The sequence below is a fragment of the Paraburkholderia fungorum genome (genome assembly GCF_046027215.1).
GTDB lineage: Bacteria > Pseudomonadota > Gammaproteobacteria > Burkholderiales > Burkholderiaceae > Paraburkholderia > Paraburkholderia fungorum_D.
Window position 1 is genome coordinate 299,723 of the sequence record NZ_JAQQEN010000001.1, and the last position, 16,701, is coordinate 316,423.

The following is a 16,701-nucleotide window of genomic DNA, read 5'->3' on the forward strand; positions in this document are numbered from 1 at the left end:
TATGCAGTGTTGCCGGCGCCACGCAGCGTCGCGCCCGGATCGGGCGGGTGCAGCGTGGCGCTGGCGTTACCCAGATTCCCTCAAGGGTGAGCTATGAGCGCTTCATCGGATGCTGGACCGGTGCAGCCGGAATTGCTGGTTCCGCCTGTGCCCACGCCAACGCCTCGCGTCAACGGTCCGGACCGCGCGGCGCAGTTCCTGAGCTGGATCGGGGTGGTGCCGTTTTTCACCTTCGCGCTTCTGTTCCTGATTCTGCCCACCGGCTTCCTGATGGTCGGCGCGTTTCAGGATTCGCAAGGGCACTTCACGCTCGCCAATTTTCGCGACCTGTTGCAGCCAGGTGTGCTCGACGCATACTGGATCAGCTTCAAGGTCAGCGCGGCGTCGGCGCTCGGCGGCGCGCTGATCGGCTCGCTCCTCGCATGGGCGGCAGTGCAGGGCAAATTGCCCGGCTGGATTCGGCCGACCTTGATGACCTTCTCCGGCGTGGCGTCGAATTTCGCCGGCGTGCCGCTCGCGTTTGCATTCATCTGCACATTGGGGCGCGTGGGCCTCGTCACCGTGCTGCTGAAGAAATACCTCGGCTTCAATCTTTACTCGACAGGCTTCAGCGTCCTCAGCTTTTCCGGTCTGACGCTCACCTATCTGTACTTCCAGATTCCGCTGATGGTGCTGATCATCACGCCGGCGCTCGACGGCCTGAAGCGCGAATGGCGCGAAGCCTGTGATTGTCTCGGCGGCACCTCGTATCAGTACTGGCGCCACGTCGCCCTGCCGGTGCTGTGGCCGAGCGTCCTCGGCGCCACGCTGCTGCTGTTCGCCAATTCGTTCGGCGCGGTCGCGACGGCTTACGCGCTGACCGGCAGTTCGCTGAATATCGTCACGATCCTGTTGTATGCGCAGATACGCGGCGACGTGATGCACAACCAGAATCTCGGCTATGCGCTCGCGCTCGGCATGGTGCTCGTGACCGGTTTGTCGAACGGCGGCTATATCTGGTTGCGTTCGCGTGCGGAGAGGGGGCGTCGATGAAAAGCCAATCGCGTGTGGGGGCGTGGACCGCGATGATCGTCGGTTCGCTGTACTTCCTGATTCCGTTGATCGCGACCTTCGAATTCAGTCTGCGGATGAAGCGCGGCACGTATAACTTCGAGGCGTATAGCGTCGTGCTGGCCGATCCGCGCTTTCAGGCCTCGTTCGGCTATTCGATCCTGATGGCGGTGCTGACGATCGTGGTCGGCGTGCTGCTGGTGGTGCCGACCGCGTACTGGGTGCAATTGCGGCTGCCGAAACTGCGGCCGATTGTCGAGTTCATCACCTTGTTGCCGCTGGTGGTGCCGGCGATCGTGATCGTGTTCGGCTATCTGCGCATCTATAACAGTAGCTCGATTCTGCCGCTCACCGGCAATGAACGCGCGACCGACGTGTTGCTGGTGTTCGGCTACGTGACGCTATCGCTGCCCTATATGTACCGTGCGGTCGACGCCGGCTTGCGCGCTGTCGACGTGCGTTCGCTCACCGAAGCCGCCGAGTGCCTGGGTGCGAACTGGCCGACGATTCTGTTCAAGGTGATCTTTCCGAATATCCGCTCGGGCATTCTGTCCGGCGCGTTTCTCACCTTTGCGGTGGTAATTGGCGAATTCACACTGGCGAGTCTGCTCGACCGCCCTGCGTTCGGCCCGTATCTGCAGTTGATCGGTGCGAACCGCGCGTATGAGCCGTCAGCGCTTGCGATCATTGCGTTCGTGATCACGTGGGCGTCGATGGGGTTGATTCAGGTATTCGGCTCGGCCCGCGCGCTGAGTGGCCAAAAAATTTGACGGACTGAGGCAGCGAATCATGGCATTCCTTGAGATCGAAAATCTGCACAAGTCCTTCGGGGCGAACACGGCGCTGCATCATTTCGATATGCAGATCGAACGTGGCGAATTCATCACCTTTCTCGGGCCGTCCGGTTGCGGCAAGACGACAGTGCTGCGCATGATCACCGGCTTTGAAACGCCGACGCGCGGCATCATCCGGCTCGACAACAAGGACGTCACGCATCTGCGCACGCGGCAGCGCAAAGTCGGCATGGTGTTCCAGTCGTACGCGCTGTTTCCGAACATGACGGTGGCCGACAACATCGGCTTTGGGCTGAAGATTGCGCATCGCCCGCAGGCGGAGATTCGTCAGCGGGTCGAAGAAATGCTGCAACTGATCAAGCTGCCGCATCTCGGCGAGCGCTATCCGTGGCAATTGTCGGGCGGTCAGCAGCAGCGTGTGGCGTTGGCACGCGCGCTGGCCGGCAAGCCGCAGGTGCTGCTGCTCGACGAGCCGCTCTCCGCGCTCGACGCAAAAATCCGTATCTCGCTGCGCCAGGATATTCGCGCGCTGCAGCGCGAACTCGGCATCACGTCGATTTTCGTCACGCACGATCAGGAAGAGGCGTTGTCGATTTCCGATCGCATCGTCGTGATGAACGAGGGGCGCGTTGAGCAGATCGGTTCGCCTTCGGAGATCTACAACTATCCGCGTACGCGGTTTGTGGCCTCGTTTGTCGGCACGCTGAATATTCTGTCGGGGCATGTGGTCGATCCGTCGACCGGCAGGATGGCGGTCGACGGGCAGGAGCTGACAACCACGCAGGAACTGCCCGCCGACGACGCCGGCAAGAAGCGTCTGCTCGCATTGCGGCCGGAGGCGATCGTGCTGGAACCAGCCGTGCCTGGCCGCAACACGCTGAACGCAACCGTCGAAGAGGTGAATTTCCTGGGCGCGGTGGTGCGCATCAGAACGCGCGTGAAAGACGCCGTGATTTCGCTCGACGTGTTCAACGACCCGAATCGCGGCTTGCCCGAACGGGGGCAACCCGTGTCCCTGGGTTTCTCGCACGAGAACCTGCTGGTGCTGGAAGAAGGCGGCGTTTGAACGCCGGCAGCCGGCGCGCCGGCTGAGCGCCAGGCGCTGCTGTTAACCCTGCGGGGTTTTCCCGAGGGCGCGATGGATGCGGATTCCGGATTCCCCGACAGCCCTCGTCCGGATTTCCGGAATCCCGGACGACGCACGCCTTGGTTCGCCAAAAAACGTATAAAAATCAAAGCATTGAGACTTTATTTAAGCTGGCATCGACCTTGCAATTGAGATAACGCGGCCGCAACGGTCCGACAACTAAAGCAAGGAGACAACGATGTCCAAATTTCTTTCCCGGTATCTCTGAATTCGTCGTCTTGTCGCGGCCTAATGCCGTGCACAGGCGTGACGAATCTTCGTTCGCATGATGCGCAGCGTGGCAGGCCATGGGCTCACCCACATCGCAGGTAATATCGTGAAGAAACCTATCCATAAAGTGCTGTACGTCCAGGTGATCGTGGCGATCATCATCGGCATTGCGCTCGGCCACTTTTACCCGAACCTCGCCGTCGACATGAAGCCGCTCGGCGATGGCTTCATCAAGCTGATCAAGATGGTGATCGGGCCGATCATCTTCTGTACGGTCGTGACCGGCATTGCCGGCATGGAAGACATGAAGAAGGTTGGGCGCGTCGGCGGCAAGGCGCTGCTGTACTTCGAAATCGTCTCGTCGTTCGCGCTGCTGCTCGGCCTGATCGCCACCCACGTGCTCAAGCCCGGCGTCGGTTTCAATATCGACCCGGCTACGCTCGACGGCAAGGCGGTCGCTTCGTACGCCGCCAAGGCGCACGGCCAGACGACCGTCGACTTCCTGATGCACATCATTCCGGACACGCTCTCGTCGGCGTTCGCGCAAGGCGAAATCCTGCAGATCCTGCTGATCGCCCTGCTGTTCGGCGCGGTGCTGGCAACGGCCGGTGAGAAGGGCAAGGTCGTCACGAACTTCATCGACGGGCTCGCGCACGTGCTGTTCGGCATCGTTCGCATCATCACGAAGCTGGCGCCGATCGGCGCGTTCGGCGCGATGGCCTTCACGATCGGCAAGTACGGTATCGGCTCGCTGGTGCCGATGCTCAAGCTGATCGGCACGTTCTATCTGACCTCGATCGTGTTCGTGGTCGTGGTGCTCGGCATCATCGCGCGGGCGGTGGGCTTCAACATCCTGCGCTTCGTCGCGTATATCAAGGAGGAAATGTTGATCGTGCTGGGCACGAGTTCGTCGGAAGCGGCGCTGCCGCAACTGATGCTGAAGCTCGAAAAGCTCGGCTGCTCGCGCTCGGTGGTGGGCCTCGTCGTGCCGACCGGTTACTCGTTCAACCTTGACGGCACCAACATCTATATGACGATGGCCGTGCTGTTCATCGCCCAGGCGACCAACACCGATCTCACGTGGACGCAACAGCTCACGCTGCTCGCGGTGACGATGCTGACCTCGAAGGGCGCAAGCGGCGTGACCGGCGCGGGCTTCATCACGCTGGCGGCGACGCTCGCCGTGGTGCCGACCATTCCGCTGTCGGGCATGGTGCTGATTCTCGGCATCGACCGCTTCATGAGCGAATGCCGTGCGTTGACCAACATCGTCGGCAACGGCGTGGCGACCGTAGTGGTGTCGGCATGGGAAAAGGAACTGGATCGCAGCAAGCTGAACGCCGCGTTGCGGGGTGATGTGGTGGTCAAAGAGCCGGCTGGCGTTTGAGCCGGGTAGCGGCCGGAGCGCGACGCACATGGAACCCGCGGCAACGCGCGGACCGGACGCGCTGCCGGCCGAACCGCGGGCCGGCGGCGCGTCGCCGTATGCCACAATAGCTGATCCTCATCGATCGGATATTGCCAACGTGACGCGCCGTCTTCTGATCCTCTTCGCGCTCGTCGCCGGGCTCGTGGCGGCGTGCGGGCTCACGTACAGCATCGCGTGGCAGAGCGGGATCGACAGTTTGCGGCGCAATGCCGCGGTGCGCGTCGATCGCACCACCAACGCGCTGAAGAGCACGCTCGAGCGCTACGAATCCCTGCCTTATCTGCTGGCTGAACATCCCATTGTTCAGGACGTGCTGGTCAATCCCACTCCAGCCAACGTCGAGCGCGCGAATCTCTATCTCGACGACCTCAACCGCCACGCGCGGGCCACGGTCACCTACATCATTCCCGTCGACGGCTATTGCGTGGCCGCGAGCAACTGGCGCGGGCCGGGCAGCTTCATTGGCGCGGGCTATCAATTCCGGCCGTATTTTCTCGATGCGATCAAGGGTGGCGTAGGCCGCTTCTTCGGCATCGGCACCATCTCGCAGGCGCCGGGTTACTACATTTCGCAGCCGGTGCGGCGCGCGGGCAAGATCGTCGGCGTGGCCGTGGTCAAACTCGATCTGGAGTGGTTTCAGGGCGTGGATGCGTCCGAACCCCTCGTTGTCACGGACGATCACGGCGTGATTTTTCTGTCGTCCGTGCCGGCGTGGAAATATCACACCATCCGGCCGTTGTCGGGCCAGGTCGCCGATTCGATTTACCAGGCGCGTCAATATGCGCAACAGCCGATCGCGCCGCTGCCGGTGTCGATCGAACGCACGCTGGAAGGCAATGCGCAGATCGTGCGGATCGGCGGCGGCCGTTATGCGCCGCGTTATCTCGCGTCGCGGCGCGACATGGGCGAGCCCGACTGGCATCTGATTACGATGTCGCCCGTCGATCGGGTCGACGCCGACGCGCGCAAGGCGACCGTTATCACCGCATTCGGTTATGTGTCTCTGGTGCTGCTGGCGTTTTACTGGAAAATGCGCCGCGCCCGCGTGCGAGAGGTGATGCGTAGCCGTGCGCTGCTGCAAAAGGCCTACGCGGAGTTGAACCAGCGCGTGGCGGAACGCACGGCGGATCTGTCGCAGGCGAACGAACAATTGCAGAAGGAAGTGGCCGAGCGCACGCGCGCCGAACAGGAGTTGCGCGCCGCGCATGATGAACTGATTCAGGCCAGCAAACTTGCCGCGCTCGGTCAGATGGCGGCCGGCATCACGCATGAGTTGAATCAGCCGCTCGCGGCATTGCGCGGCTTTTCGGACAATACCCGTGTGCTGCTGGAACGCGGCGATCAGGCCTCGGCGCGCGAGAATCTCGAGGCGATCGCGGCGCTCACCGAGCGCATGGGCAAGATCACCAATCAGTTGAAGCTGTTCGTTGGCCGCGCCCGGCCGCGTAGCGAGCGTGCACCGATCGTGCGGGCGTTGCGCAATGTCGTCGCGTTGCTGCAAAAGCGCTTGCAGGGCGTCGATCTCGAGTTCGTTCTGCTCGATGCCGCCACGGGTGCGCACACGCCGCTCAGTCTCGCCGACGACCACCCGGAGCTGGTCGCGAGTTGCGACGATCTGCGGCTCGAACAGGTGCTGATCAATCTGCTCGGCAACGCGCTCGACGCCACGGCGGACATGACGCCGCCGCGTATCTCGATCGAAATCGAAGCCGCCGGGACAAGCCTGTCGTTCGCCGTGCGCGACAACGGCCCCGGCATTCCCGATGAGATATTGCCGCGTCTTTTCGAACCGTTCTTTACGACGAAGGAAATGGGTCAGGGACTCGGGCTCGGTCTTGCGATTTCGTCGTCGATTGCGCGCGATTGCGGCGGCTCGCTGGTGGCGCGCAATGCGCCGGACGGCGGTGCATTATTCGTACTGTCGCTGCGCCGCGCGCGCGTGCAGACGAGCCCCACCACGAATCCGCTGACGGCGGGTTCCTGAATCAAACGAGAACGACATGCAGAACCAGGGCTTGCAAGTGCTGTATATCGAAGACGACGAACTGGTGCGGCGCGCCAGCGTGCAGAGTCTGCAACTGGCCGGCTTCGACGTGATCGGGCACGCCTCGGCGGAATCCGCTAGCAAGATGATCAGCGCGGATTTCTCGGGCGTGGTCGTCAGCGATATTCGCTTGCCCGGGGCGAGTGGTCTCGAACTGCTCGCGCAGTGCCACGAGCGCGCGCCCGACGTGCCGGTGATTCTCGTCACCGGTCACGGCGATATTTCCATGGCCGTGCAGGCGATGCGCGACGGCGCGTATGACTTTATCGAAAAGCCGTTTGCGTCCGAGCGCCTGATTGAAACCGTGCGGCGCGCACTGGAGCGGCGCAAGCTGGTGCTGGAAAACCTCGCGTTGCGTCGCGAACTGGCCGAACAGAACACTGTGGCCCCGCGCATCATTGGCCGCAGCCCGGCGATCGAACAGGTGCGGCGGCTGATCGCCAATGTCGCGCCGACCGACGCTTCGGTGCTGATCAACGGCGACACCGGCGCGGGCAAGGAGTTGATCGCGCGGAGTCTGCACGAACTGTCGCCGCGACGCGACAAACCGTTTATCGCGGTCAATTGCGGTGCGTTGCCGGAGCCGATGTTCGAATCGGAGATGTTCGGCTATGAGCCGGGCGCGTTCACCGGGGCGGCAAAGCGCCGCATCGGCAAGCTTGAACATGCGTCCGGCGGCACGCTGTTCCTCGACGAAATCGAGAGCATGCCACTCGCATTGCAGGTCAAGTTGCTGCGTGTGCTGCAGGACGGCGTGCTGGAACGGCTCGGTTCGAATCAGCCGATTCGGGTGAACTGCCGCGTGGTCGCAGCGGCCAAAGGCGACATGGCGGAGCACGTCGCCGACGGCTCGTTCCGGCGCGATCTGCTGTACCGGCTGAACGTGGTGACGATCGCGTTACCGCCGCTAGGCGAGCGGCGTGAGGACATCGTGCCGCTGTTCGAGCACTTCCTGCTGGATGCGGCGGTGCGTTATCAGCGCCCGGCGCCGATCCTCACCGACCGCCAGCGCGCCAGCCTGATGCAGCGCGACTGGCCAGGCAACGTGCGGGAACTGCGCAATGCCGCGGACCGCTTCGTGCTCGGCGTCGCCGACGACCCGGTCATGTCCTTCGGCGACGACGGCGTGGCGATGCAGCCACTGAAGGAACGTGTCGAGCAATTCGAGCGGGCAGTGATCGCGGAGGCGCTGGAGCAGGCCGGCGGCGCGGTCGCGGTTGCGGCGGACAAGCTGCAACTGGGCAAAGCCACGCTTTACGAGAAGATCAAGCGATATGGCCTGGCGGCCAAGGGGGAAGGGGAGCGGTGAGGATCTGAAGCGCCGGCGGCGAGGGACTGCGCCGGCGCGTTTGAATCAGGAAGGGCGTGTTAAGTGACGTGGGTATCAGGCCGCGTTCAGCGCCTTTTCCAGCAACTTGTCGAGTTCCGCGAATTGCGGCTCGCCGACGTAACGCTTGAGAATCTTGCCGTCCTTGTCGATCAGGAAAGTGGTCGGCGTGAGCTGGACGTTGCCGAACTGCTTGGCGGCCGAGCCGTCGTCCATCGCCACCTTGAATGGCAACTGGCGGGTTTGCGTGTAGTTGGTCACGTACATCGGCGCGTCGTAGTTCATTGCCACCGCGACGAATTCGAGCCCTTTACCCTTGAAGCGGTTATAGGTCTGAACCATCTGCGGCATTTCTTTCATGCAGGTGTCGCAACTCGTCGCCCAGAAGTTGACGAGGTAGACCTTGCCTTTCAGATCTGCGGTCGAGATTTTCTGGCCGGACAGCAGCGTGAAGGTCGCATCCGGCACGCGCTGCTGGCCGGCAAACGCGAAGTAACCGGCAATCGCAATCGCGACGGCCACGGCGGCGATGACGATGTAGCGAATCGGACTCGCGCGCCGGGCGGCGGTGGACGATGTGGAGCTCATGAACGGAACCTCGAGAGTCGCGCAGAACGCGCGGGGCAGTGCGTCAGCCAGGGTTCTGAAACCCGGTGTCGCTTGGCGTCGCTATTGTAGCGCCATTCCGGCGGCGCGGCAGGGCAGGCGCCGGGAGCGGATAATAGGGCTTTACGTTCTGGTCAGTCTGATCTTCTGCCCCCATGCTCCGAACTGTTTTTCGTTTTCTCGCCCGCAGCCCTTTGCATTGCTCCATTAAGCGGTGGTCCCGCTCCTCCCGCTTGTCTCCGCTCGATGACCAGCGCGCCAGCGCCGCGTCTCGCCCGGTTTCGCGCTCGCGGCGTGCGCACGCGCTATTCACCACGGCAGCCTGCGCGCTGGCGCTAGGTGGCGCGCTGACGGCCTGTTCGCCGACTTTCGACTGGCGCACCATCATGAATAACGACAACGGCTACACCGTCGATCTCCCGGCCAAGCCCAGTAACGATCAGCGCGCCGTGCAGATCGACGGCACGCCGATGCAGATGGCTATGCAAACCGCCGAAGCCGGCGACGCGGTCTTCGCGGTCGGCACAGTGATGCTGCCGAACGACGATCCCGCGATCCAGCGAGCCACCCTCGAGTTCCTTCGTACTGGCCTCGCCCGCAACGTAGGCGCCGCGCCGGATGCTCATGCGGTTCAGATCCCGCTCGCTGCGGGCGGTCAGGTGCTGGGTCTGGAAATGAAGCTGAGCGGCGCGGCCGGCTCGCAACACGAGGCGCGCACGGTCTATGCTCGGCTGGTCGCGCGCGGCCGCCATGTGTATCAGGCGGCGATCATCGCGTCCAGGCCGCTACAGCAGGAACAGGTCGACCAGTTTTTTTCGTCATTCCAACTTTATTGAACGGGTAGTTTTGGCCGATTGACGATGCGACGCATTGGAGTGGCGAGTGAAAGTTCCTTCGCAGGATCGCGCGCTAATTATCGGTTTACGTTGAGGTTTTCTGGTTACCCACAGCTGCTGTGGATAACTCTGTTGAGAACTTCCCGCGAAGTGCCGCAGATGCCCATCCCGTGGGCATTCTGCCGGTTTGCACGTGATCTTGGCATGAAAAAAAGATCAATAAAATCAATGCTTTTTGCGTGCACCTTACAGTCTGCCTTTCAGTTGTATCAAAATCTGTCTGAAGCGCGCACATGTGCATAAGTCAAGTCTTGACAGCAGATTTTTCGTCTCATGCGGCACTAAAAGCGCGTCGATACTGGATGGCTTCGCCGATCTGCGCGGCGCTCGGTGTCGCGGCGCCCGCGAGGTCGGCAATGGTTCGCGCGACCTTCAGGACCCGGTAGTAAGCACGTGCTGACCAGCCGAAGCGCTCGCCGGCTTCACGCAGCAGAATTTCACCGGCTGCATCGGGGCGGCAGACTTCATCCACTTCACGTCCACCGAGCTCCCGATTGGTTTTGCCCTGCCGGGCCAGTTGCCGGTCGCGGGCCGCGCTCACCCGCGACGCGATCGCCGCACTTGCCTCGCCGGAGACGGAAAAACGGGCCGCCAACTCCGCCGGTGTGAGCGCGGGAATCTCGATCTGGATGTCGATCCGGTCGAGCAGCGGTCCAGATAGTTTGCGCAGATAGCGCGCCGCGATCTCGGGCGTGCAGCGGCAACGGCCGTTCGGGTCGCCGCGCCACCCGCATGGGCAGGGGTTCATCGCGGCGATCAGCTGACACGCCGCCGGAAAATCCGCCTGCAGGGCGGCGCGCGAGATGGTGATCCGGCCGGCCTCGAGCGGCTCGCGCAGTGTTTCCAGCACGTGGCGGTCGAACTCCGGCAGTTCATCCAGAAATAGCACACCCAGATGCGCCAACGTGATTTCACCCGGTTGAGGCGGATTGCGTCCACCGACCAGCGCCGCCGCACTCGACGAGTGATGCGGCGCGCGAAACGGCCGTTGTCGCCACTGCGACGGTGTGAAGCCGGTCCGGCCGGCGGACAGCAACGCGGCGGAGCTGAGTGCTTCGTCGTCCGTCATGGGCGGCAGAAGGCCAGGCAGGCGCGCGGCGAGCATCGATTTGCCCGCGCCGGGCGGCCCGACCATCAGCACATGATGCCCGCCGGCGGCGGCAACTTCGAGCGCGCGGCGCGCGCCGCGCTGGCCGATGACGTCGGTCATATCCGGAATGACAGCGGGCGTGCGCTCGGTGAGATCCGGCGCGGCGACGGGGTAAAGCCGGGCGTCGGGCGCCCCCGCCAGATGCGCGCATAAGGACGGCAAATCCACCGCGCCGTAGACATCGACCCCAGGGACGAGCGCCGCTTCCGCTGCGCTCGCAGCAGGAAGGTAGAGCTGTGGGGTGAGATGAGCCTCCGTACCGGTCATAGCCTGTTCGGCGGCGACGACGGAAGGGGGCGCCCCGCAATGCGCCGCGCCGCCGCGGGCTGTTCCGCAGGCCATTGCAAAGGCGCCACGCATGGGCCGCAGCGCGCCGGTCAGCGACAGTTCGCCGGCAAATTCCCGGTGCAGTAGCGATTCCGCTGGAATCTGCCCGCTGGCGGCGAGGATGCCCAAGGCGATCGGCAAATCGAAACGGCCGGACTCCTTCGGCAAATCGGCGGGCGCCAGATTGACGGTGATGCGCCGAACCGGAAAGTCGAAGCCGCAGTTCTGCAGCGCCGCGCGCACCCGCTCGCGGCTTTCGCGAACTTCCAGATCAGGAAGGCCGACGATGGAAAAAGAGGGTAATCCGTTCGCGAGATGAACCTCGACGGTTACTTCGGGCGCGCGGCCAGAGGCCGGCGCGCGACTGCGCACCACGGCAAGCGACATGTTTTCTCCCGTCGGACGGGGCGCCGACGGCGCACGCTCGTCCCCTAAAACGCTGATGACGTCACGGCTCGCTTGCCAGTGATGCGCAGCACTGCGCAGCTAATGCGCTGCGAGCAAAGCCTTAAGACGCTTGCGTTGTAACCGGCAGCTTCTGTTCGAGTTCGGCGACGCGGCGTTCCAGTTCCTCGAGACGCGCGCGGGTGCGCACCAGCACCTGGGTCTGCGTATCGAATTCCTCACGCGTGACCAGATCGAGCTTCGAGAAGCCTTGCGAGAGCATGGCTTTGACGTTGCGTTCGACATCTTTGGCCGGCGAGTTCTTGAACAGCTCGCTCATGCGGGCCTGAAAATCGTTGAAGACGTCGTTCGGTTGTTTCATGGTGTTCCCCTTGGTGCACAAAAAATGTGCATATTTCGTTACGCCTGTGCTTTGTGACAGCGAATGTACTGCCTTGGTGCATGACAGTTTCCTTACTGCCGGCGCATGAGCCCGTTTGGTGCGTGCCTCAGCGTTCAAAGCCTGCAAACACTCTAGCAACGATCCAAACGCCGCGCCACTGTGCCCAGGCAACGTTAGCCATGCGGCCAGGGCAGCTTGCGCCCTTTTTACGACCTGCCGCGGGCGAAGTCTGACACAACATGGCACGCGAGTTGCTGTTACTGCCCCGCGCCCCCTGCCGACACGTTTTTACCGGCAGCGGATCGAGACCACACAAGCGGGTTACGGGTACGCAAACAGGTTACGCAACGGGTTACGCAACTAAGCGAGGGATGTCATGAAACTCATTACCGCAATCATCAAGCCGTTCAAGCTCGATGAGGCGCGCGAAGCCTTGTCGGCCATCGGCGTCTCGGGCATCACGGTGACGGAAGTCAAAGGGTTCGGCCGTCAGAAGGGCCACACGGAGCTGTACCGGGGCGCTGAGTACGTCGTCGATTTCCTGCCGAAGGTGAAGATCGAGGCAGCTGTCTCGGACGACATCGTCGACCAGGCGATCGAAGCGCTCGAACGCGCGGCACGTACCGGCAAGATCGGCGACGGCAAGATTTTCGTCACGCCGATCGAACAGGTCATTCGGATTCGCACCGGGGAGACCGGGGCGGACGCTCTGTAATACCAAAAGATAGCGACACAGATAGCGACAAGAGGAAACGAAGATGCGCAAATTAATGATGTCCATGCTGATGGCCGGATCGCTGCTCGCGGGCGGTATCGGCGCCGCCCTCGCGGACGACGCTTCCGCCCCCGCAGCCGCCTCGGCCGCTGCTTCCGATACGACGGCGAGTGCGCCGGCGCCGGACGCTTCGGCGGCACCCGCTGCCGCCGCGGCTTCGGCACCGGCCGCTGATGCGTCCGCCGCACCGGCTGCCAGCGCCGCCGCAGCCGCACCCGCAGCATCGGACGCTGCGCCGGCCGCCCCGACCGCGCCGTTCTCGGTCGATTCGTCGAAGATCAATTCGGGCGACACCGCCTGGATGCTGACTTCCACCGCGCTCGTGCTGTTCATGACGATCCCGGGTCTGGCACTGTTCTACGGCGGCATGGTCCGCAAGAAGAGCGTGCTCGCGATCCTGATGCAGAGCTTCGCGATCACCTGCCTTGTGTCGATCATCTGGGTCGTGGTGGGCTACAGCCTCGCCTTCACGCCGGGCGGTTCGTTCATCGGCGGCTTCTCACGCTTCTTCATGTCGGGCATGAACTACATCAAGGGCGACAAGGCCACGACGTTGACCGTCAGCCACCTCGCACCGACGATCCCGGAAACGGTCTACGTCGTCTATCAGATGACGTTCGCGATCATTACCCCGGCACTGATCACGGGCGCGTTTGCCGATCGTATGAAGTTCTCGGCGATGCTGGTGTTCATGACGCTGTGGTCGATCATCGTCTACTCGCCGATCGCGCACATGGTGTGGGAACCGACCGGCTGGCTGGCTAGCGCGGGCATCCTCGACTTCGCGGGCGGCACGGTGGTGCACATCAACGCCGGTATCGCGGCGCTGGTCTGCGCGCTGGTGCTCGGCAAGCGTGTCGGCTACGGCAAGGAAGCGATGGCGCCGCACAACCTGACGCTCACGCTGATCGGTGGCGCCATGCTGTGGGTAGGCTGGTTCGGCTTCAATGCGGGTTCGGCAGTGGCGGCTGACGGCCGTGCCGGCTTCGCCATGTTCGCTACGCAAGTGGCAACCGCTGCAGCAGCACTCGCATGGATGTTCGCCGAATGGGCAACCAAGGGTAAGCCGTCGGTACTCGGTATCGTGTCGGGTGCTGTGGCAGGTCTGGTGGCCATTACGCCGGCTTCGGGCTTTGTCGGTATGACGGGCTCGCTCGTGATCGGTATCGCAGCAGGCGTGATCTGCTTCTGGTCGGCTACGTGGCTCAAGCACAAGCTCGGTTACGACGACTCGCTCGACGCGTTCGGCGTGCACTGCATCGGCGGTATCGTGGGTGCGATCCTGACCGGCGTGTTCGCAGTCAAGGACATCGGCGGCGCGGACGGCAGCGTGATCCTGCAAGCCAAGGGCGTGCTGACGACGCTGATCTACAGCGGCGTGGTGAGCTTCATCCTGCTGAAGGTCATCGATATGGTGATGGGCCTGCGTGTGACGGAAGAACAGGAACGCGAAGGTCTTGACGTGACGCTGCATGGCGAACACGTCGAATAAGGAGTTCTCCATCGGCCCTCGCTCCGGGGCCTGACGGATTACGAATCTAGCGCAGCGATTTTGGCCCGCCTTCATGGCGGGCCTTTTTTCTTGCCGGTCATCTTGTTAACAGCAGTTTTTCCCGCCTATCATGGCGATAGCGAGAATGCATTCGCGTCCGCTTGCGAATGGAGAAACCGTCCCCAAATGGACAAAGCATTTGCTCTACAATCTTTTTTCTCCAGTCTGCGAGTGATCAATGGTTCCGCACCTAGTTACGGCGTTAAACGGCCCGCTGCTCGACCTCGAGCGGAAGATCCTCGACGCCACACCCGCCATCGAACGCTGGTTCCGGCTCGAATGGCAGGAGCACACGCCGCCGTTCTACTGTTCCGTCGATCTGCGTAACGCGGGTTTCAAACTCGCTCCGGTCGACACCAATCTGTTCCCCGGCGCGTTCAACAATCTGCCGCAGGAAGTGTTGCCGCTCGCCGTGCAGGCCGCGATGGCATCGATCGAAAAGATCTGCCCGGACGCAAAAAATCTGCTGGTGATTCCCGAGCGCCATACGCGCAATGCCTTTTATCTGGAGAATGTCGCGCGCCTCGCCGCGATCATGCGTCAGGCGGGTCTGAACGTCCGCTTCGGCACGCTCGACGAAAGCATCGTCGGGCCGGTCACCATCGCGCTGTCTGACGGCCAGAAGCTCGTGCTCGAACCGCTCGAGCGCTCGCAGCGGCGCCTCGGTCTGAAGAACTTCGACCCGTGCTCGATTCTGCTGAACAATGACCTGTCGGGCGGCATTCCGCCGGTGCTGGAAAATCTGCACGAGCAGTATCTGCTGCCGCCGCTGCACGCGGGTTGGGCCGTTCGCCGCAAATCGACGCACTTCTCCTGCTATGACGACGTCGCGAAGAAGTTCGCGAAGATGGTCGAAATCGATCCGTGGATGATCAATCCGTACTTCGCGCATGTCGAAGGGGTCGATTTCCAGGAGCGCACCGGCGAAGAAGCGCTGGCCGATGCAATTGACGGCGTGCTCAAGAAGGTTGCCAAGAAGTATCGCGAGTACGGTATCTCCGAGAAACCGTATGTTGTCATCAAGTCAGATGCGGGCACCTACGGTATGGGTGTGATGACCGTGCACGACGCGTCGGAAGTGGCCGCGCTCACCAAGCGCGAACGCGCCAAGATGGCCGCGACCAAAGACGGTCTCGAAGTGCATGACGTGATCGTGCAGGAAGGCGTGTACACGTTCGAGCGCATCGGTGAGGAAGTCGCCGAGCCGGTGGTGTATATGATCGACCGGTACGTGGTGGGCGGTTTCTATCGCGTGCACGGCAGCCGTGAGCGCGATCAGAATCTGAACGCACCCGGCATGCACTTCGTGCCGCTCGGCTTCGAACATACGGCGTTGCCGGATGCGCACGCCAAGCCCGGCGCGGCGCCGCCGAACCGCTTCTATATGTACGGCGTGGTAGCGCGGCTCGGGCTGCTGGCCGCATCGGTCGAACTGGAAAAGACCGATCCGGAAGCGATTCAGGTCTGAGCGGCTTCGGCCGCCAGACGCTGCGGGCCCTGCGTGGGTCCTGTAGCCGCTGCTTCTGTTTAATGATTAATGCCAAGCCCATCAGGGCGCACCGGAATTCCCATGGACATTCTTTTCATCGCCGACCCGCTAACGCAATTCAAGATCTACAAAGACTCGACTTACTCGATGATGGCCGAAGCCGCGCGTCGCGGTCACACGCTGTACACGTGCGAGCCCAAACATCTGGCTTGGACCGGCGGCGACGTCGAGGCGAACGTGCAGCGCTTTGCGATCGTCGGCGACGTGACGGACCTGCATCGCGACACGTGGTACGCGGCTGAAGCGGCCACGCCGAAATCGCTGAAGAGCTTCAGCGCGGTGGTGATGCGCAAAGACCCGCCGTTCGATATGGAATACGTGACGTCCACATGGCTGCTGGAATTGGCCGAACGTGGCGGCGCGCGCATCTTCAACAAGCCGCAGGCGATTCGCGATCACTCGGAAAAGCTCGCGATTGGCGAGTTCGCGCAATTCGTCGCGCCTACGCTGGTGACGCGCGACGCGGCCCGCCTGCGCGCATTCCATGAGCAACACGGCGACGTGATCCTCAAGCCGCTCGACGGCATGGGCGGGATGGGCGTGTTCCGCGTGAAGGCGGACGGCATGAATCTCGGTTCGATCATCGAGATGCTGAGCCACGACGGCGCGCGTTCGGTGATGGCGCAAAAATTCATCCCGGACATCAAGGACGGCGACAAGCGCATTCTGCTGATCGGCGGCGAGGCGGTGCCGTATTCGCTTGCGCGAATTCCTCAGGGGAATGAGGTGCGCGGCAATCTGGCGGCGGGCGGACTGGGCGTGGCGCGCCCGCTCACCGAGCATGACCGCAAGATTGCTGAGACGCTGGCACCGGTGCTCGCCGCGCGTGGTCTGCTGCTGGTGGGCCTTGACGCGATCGGCGACTGGCTCACCGAAGTCAACGTGACGAGCCCGACGTGCTTCCGCGAGATCATGGATCAGACCGGATTCGACGTTGCAGCGATGTTCATCGACGCACTGGAGCGCGCGGCAGCCTGAGGCCACTACGGCAGCGCTCTTGAATGGCCGCCATGCTCCCCAAACTGTGTAGTAAATCCGCACCAGGCGTATCGTCGGCT

14 protein-coding genes are annotated in these 16,701 nt (G+C 62.8%); 11 read left to right on the forward strand and 3 right to left on the reverse strand.

Annotated features, from left to right (window positions below; translation table 11 throughout):
* The first annotated feature begins 93 nt into the window (after positions 1-93).
* From PQR27_RS01325 to PQR27_RS01350, 6 genes are all read left to right on the forward strand, one after another.
* Positions 94-1,032 (forward strand): ABC transporter permease, encoded by a 939-nt coding sequence (locus PQR27_RS01325; protein ID WP_408521937.1) that lies wholly within the window; start codon positions 94-96, stop codon positions 1,030-1,032.
* Complete coding sequence (locus PQR27_RS01330) at positions 1,029-1,820, forward strand: ABC transporter permease (RefSeq protein WP_408521938.1); 792 nt, start codon at positions 1,029-1,031, stop codon at positions 1,818-1,820. The genes PQR27_RS01325 and PQR27_RS01330 overlap by 4 nt, the downstream gene beginning before the upstream one ends.
* Positions 1,821-1,839: 19 nt before the next feature.
* Positions 1,840-2,910, forward strand: a complete 1,071-nt coding sequence (locus PQR27_RS01335) for an ABC transporter ATP-binding protein (RefSeq protein WP_408521939.1) — start codon at positions 1,840-1,842, stop codon at positions 2,908-2,910.
* Positions 2,911-3,307: 397 nt separating this feature from the next.
* The gene (locus PQR27_RS01340) at positions 3,308-4,588 is read left to right on the forward strand and encodes a dicarboxylate/amino acid:cation symporter (RefSeq protein WP_408521940.1); all 1,281 of its coding nucleotides are present in this window, start codon (positions 3,308-3,310) and stop codon (positions 4,586-4,588) included.
* Positions 4,589-4,616: 28 nt separating this feature from the next.
* Positions 4,617-6,614, forward strand: coding sequence for a sensor histidine kinase (locus PQR27_RS01345; RefSeq protein ID WP_408521941.1), 1,998 nt, complete (start codon positions 4,617-4,619; stop codon positions 6,612-6,614).
* Between the two features lie 16 nt (positions 6,615-6,630).
* A complete protein-coding gene (locus PQR27_RS01350; RefSeq protein ID WP_408521942.1) occupies positions 6,631-7,983 on the forward strand; it encodes a sigma-54-dependent transcriptional regulator in 1,353 nt (450 codons plus the stop codon).
* A gap of 75 nt (positions 7,984-8,058) precedes the next feature.
* Here the strand turns inward: PQR27_RS01350 and PQR27_RS01355 are convergent, their stop codons facing one another.
* Entirely contained in the window at positions 8,059-8,589 is a 531-nt protein-coding gene (locus PQR27_RS01355; RefSeq protein ID WP_408521943.1) for a TlpA disulfide reductase family protein, read from the reverse strand.
* 173 nt (positions 8,590-8,762) lie between these two features.
* Between PQR27_RS01355 and PQR27_RS01360 the strand changes: the two genes are divergently transcribed.
* Positions 8,763-9,443, forward strand: coding sequence for a hypothetical protein (locus PQR27_RS01360; protein WP_408521944.1), 681 nt, complete (start codon positions 8,763-8,765; stop codon positions 9,441-9,443).
* 331 nt (positions 9,444-9,774) lie between these two features.
* On the opposite strand, the gene PQR27_RS01365 is transcribed toward PQR27_RS01360, so the two are convergent.
* Both PQR27_RS01365 and PQR27_RS01370 read right to left on the reverse strand, forming a co-directional pair.
* Positions 9,775-11,367 carry a YifB family Mg chelatase-like AAA ATPase gene (locus PQR27_RS01365; RefSeq protein ID WP_408521945.1) on the reverse strand — a complete coding sequence of 531 codons (1,593 nt, stop codon included), beginning with the start codon at positions 11,365-11,367 and terminating at the stop codon, positions 9,775-9,777.
* Between the two features lie 121 nt (positions 11,368-11,488).
* Positions 11,489-11,746, reverse strand: coding sequence for an accessory factor UbiK family protein (locus PQR27_RS01370; RefSeq protein WP_169485370.1), 258 nt, complete (start codon positions 11,744-11,746; stop codon positions 11,489-11,491).
* Positions 11,747-12,143: 397 nt separating this feature from the next.
* Between PQR27_RS01370 and PQR27_RS01375 the strand changes: the two genes are divergently transcribed.
* The 4 genes from PQR27_RS01375 (at position 12,144) to gshB (ending at position 16,621) form a co-directional block, all read left to right on the forward strand.
* Positions 12,144-12,482: a P-II family nitrogen regulator gene (locus PQR27_RS01375; protein ID WP_006048089.1), complete on the forward strand. Its 339-nt coding sequence runs from the start codon at positions 12,144-12,146 to the stop codon at positions 12,480-12,482.
* 43 nt (positions 12,483-12,525) lie between these two features.
* Positions 12,526-14,034 (forward strand): ammonium transporter, encoded by a 1,509-nt coding sequence (locus PQR27_RS01380; protein WP_408521946.1) that lies wholly within the window; start codon positions 12,526-12,528, stop codon positions 14,032-14,034.
* A gap of 238 nt (positions 14,035-14,272) precedes the next feature.
* Positions 14,273-15,562 (forward strand): glutamate--cysteine ligase, encoded by a 1,290-nt coding sequence (gene gshA, locus PQR27_RS01385; protein ID WP_408521947.1) that lies wholly within the window; start codon positions 14,273-14,275, stop codon positions 15,560-15,562.
* Between the two features lie 102 nt (positions 15,563-15,664).
* On the forward strand, positions 15,665-16,621 hold the full coding sequence (gshB, locus tag PQR27_RS01390) for a glutathione synthase (protein ID WP_408521948.1): 957 nt from the start codon (positions 15,665-15,667) through the stop codon (positions 16,619-16,621).
* Positions 16,622-16,701: the final 80 nt, after the last annotated feature.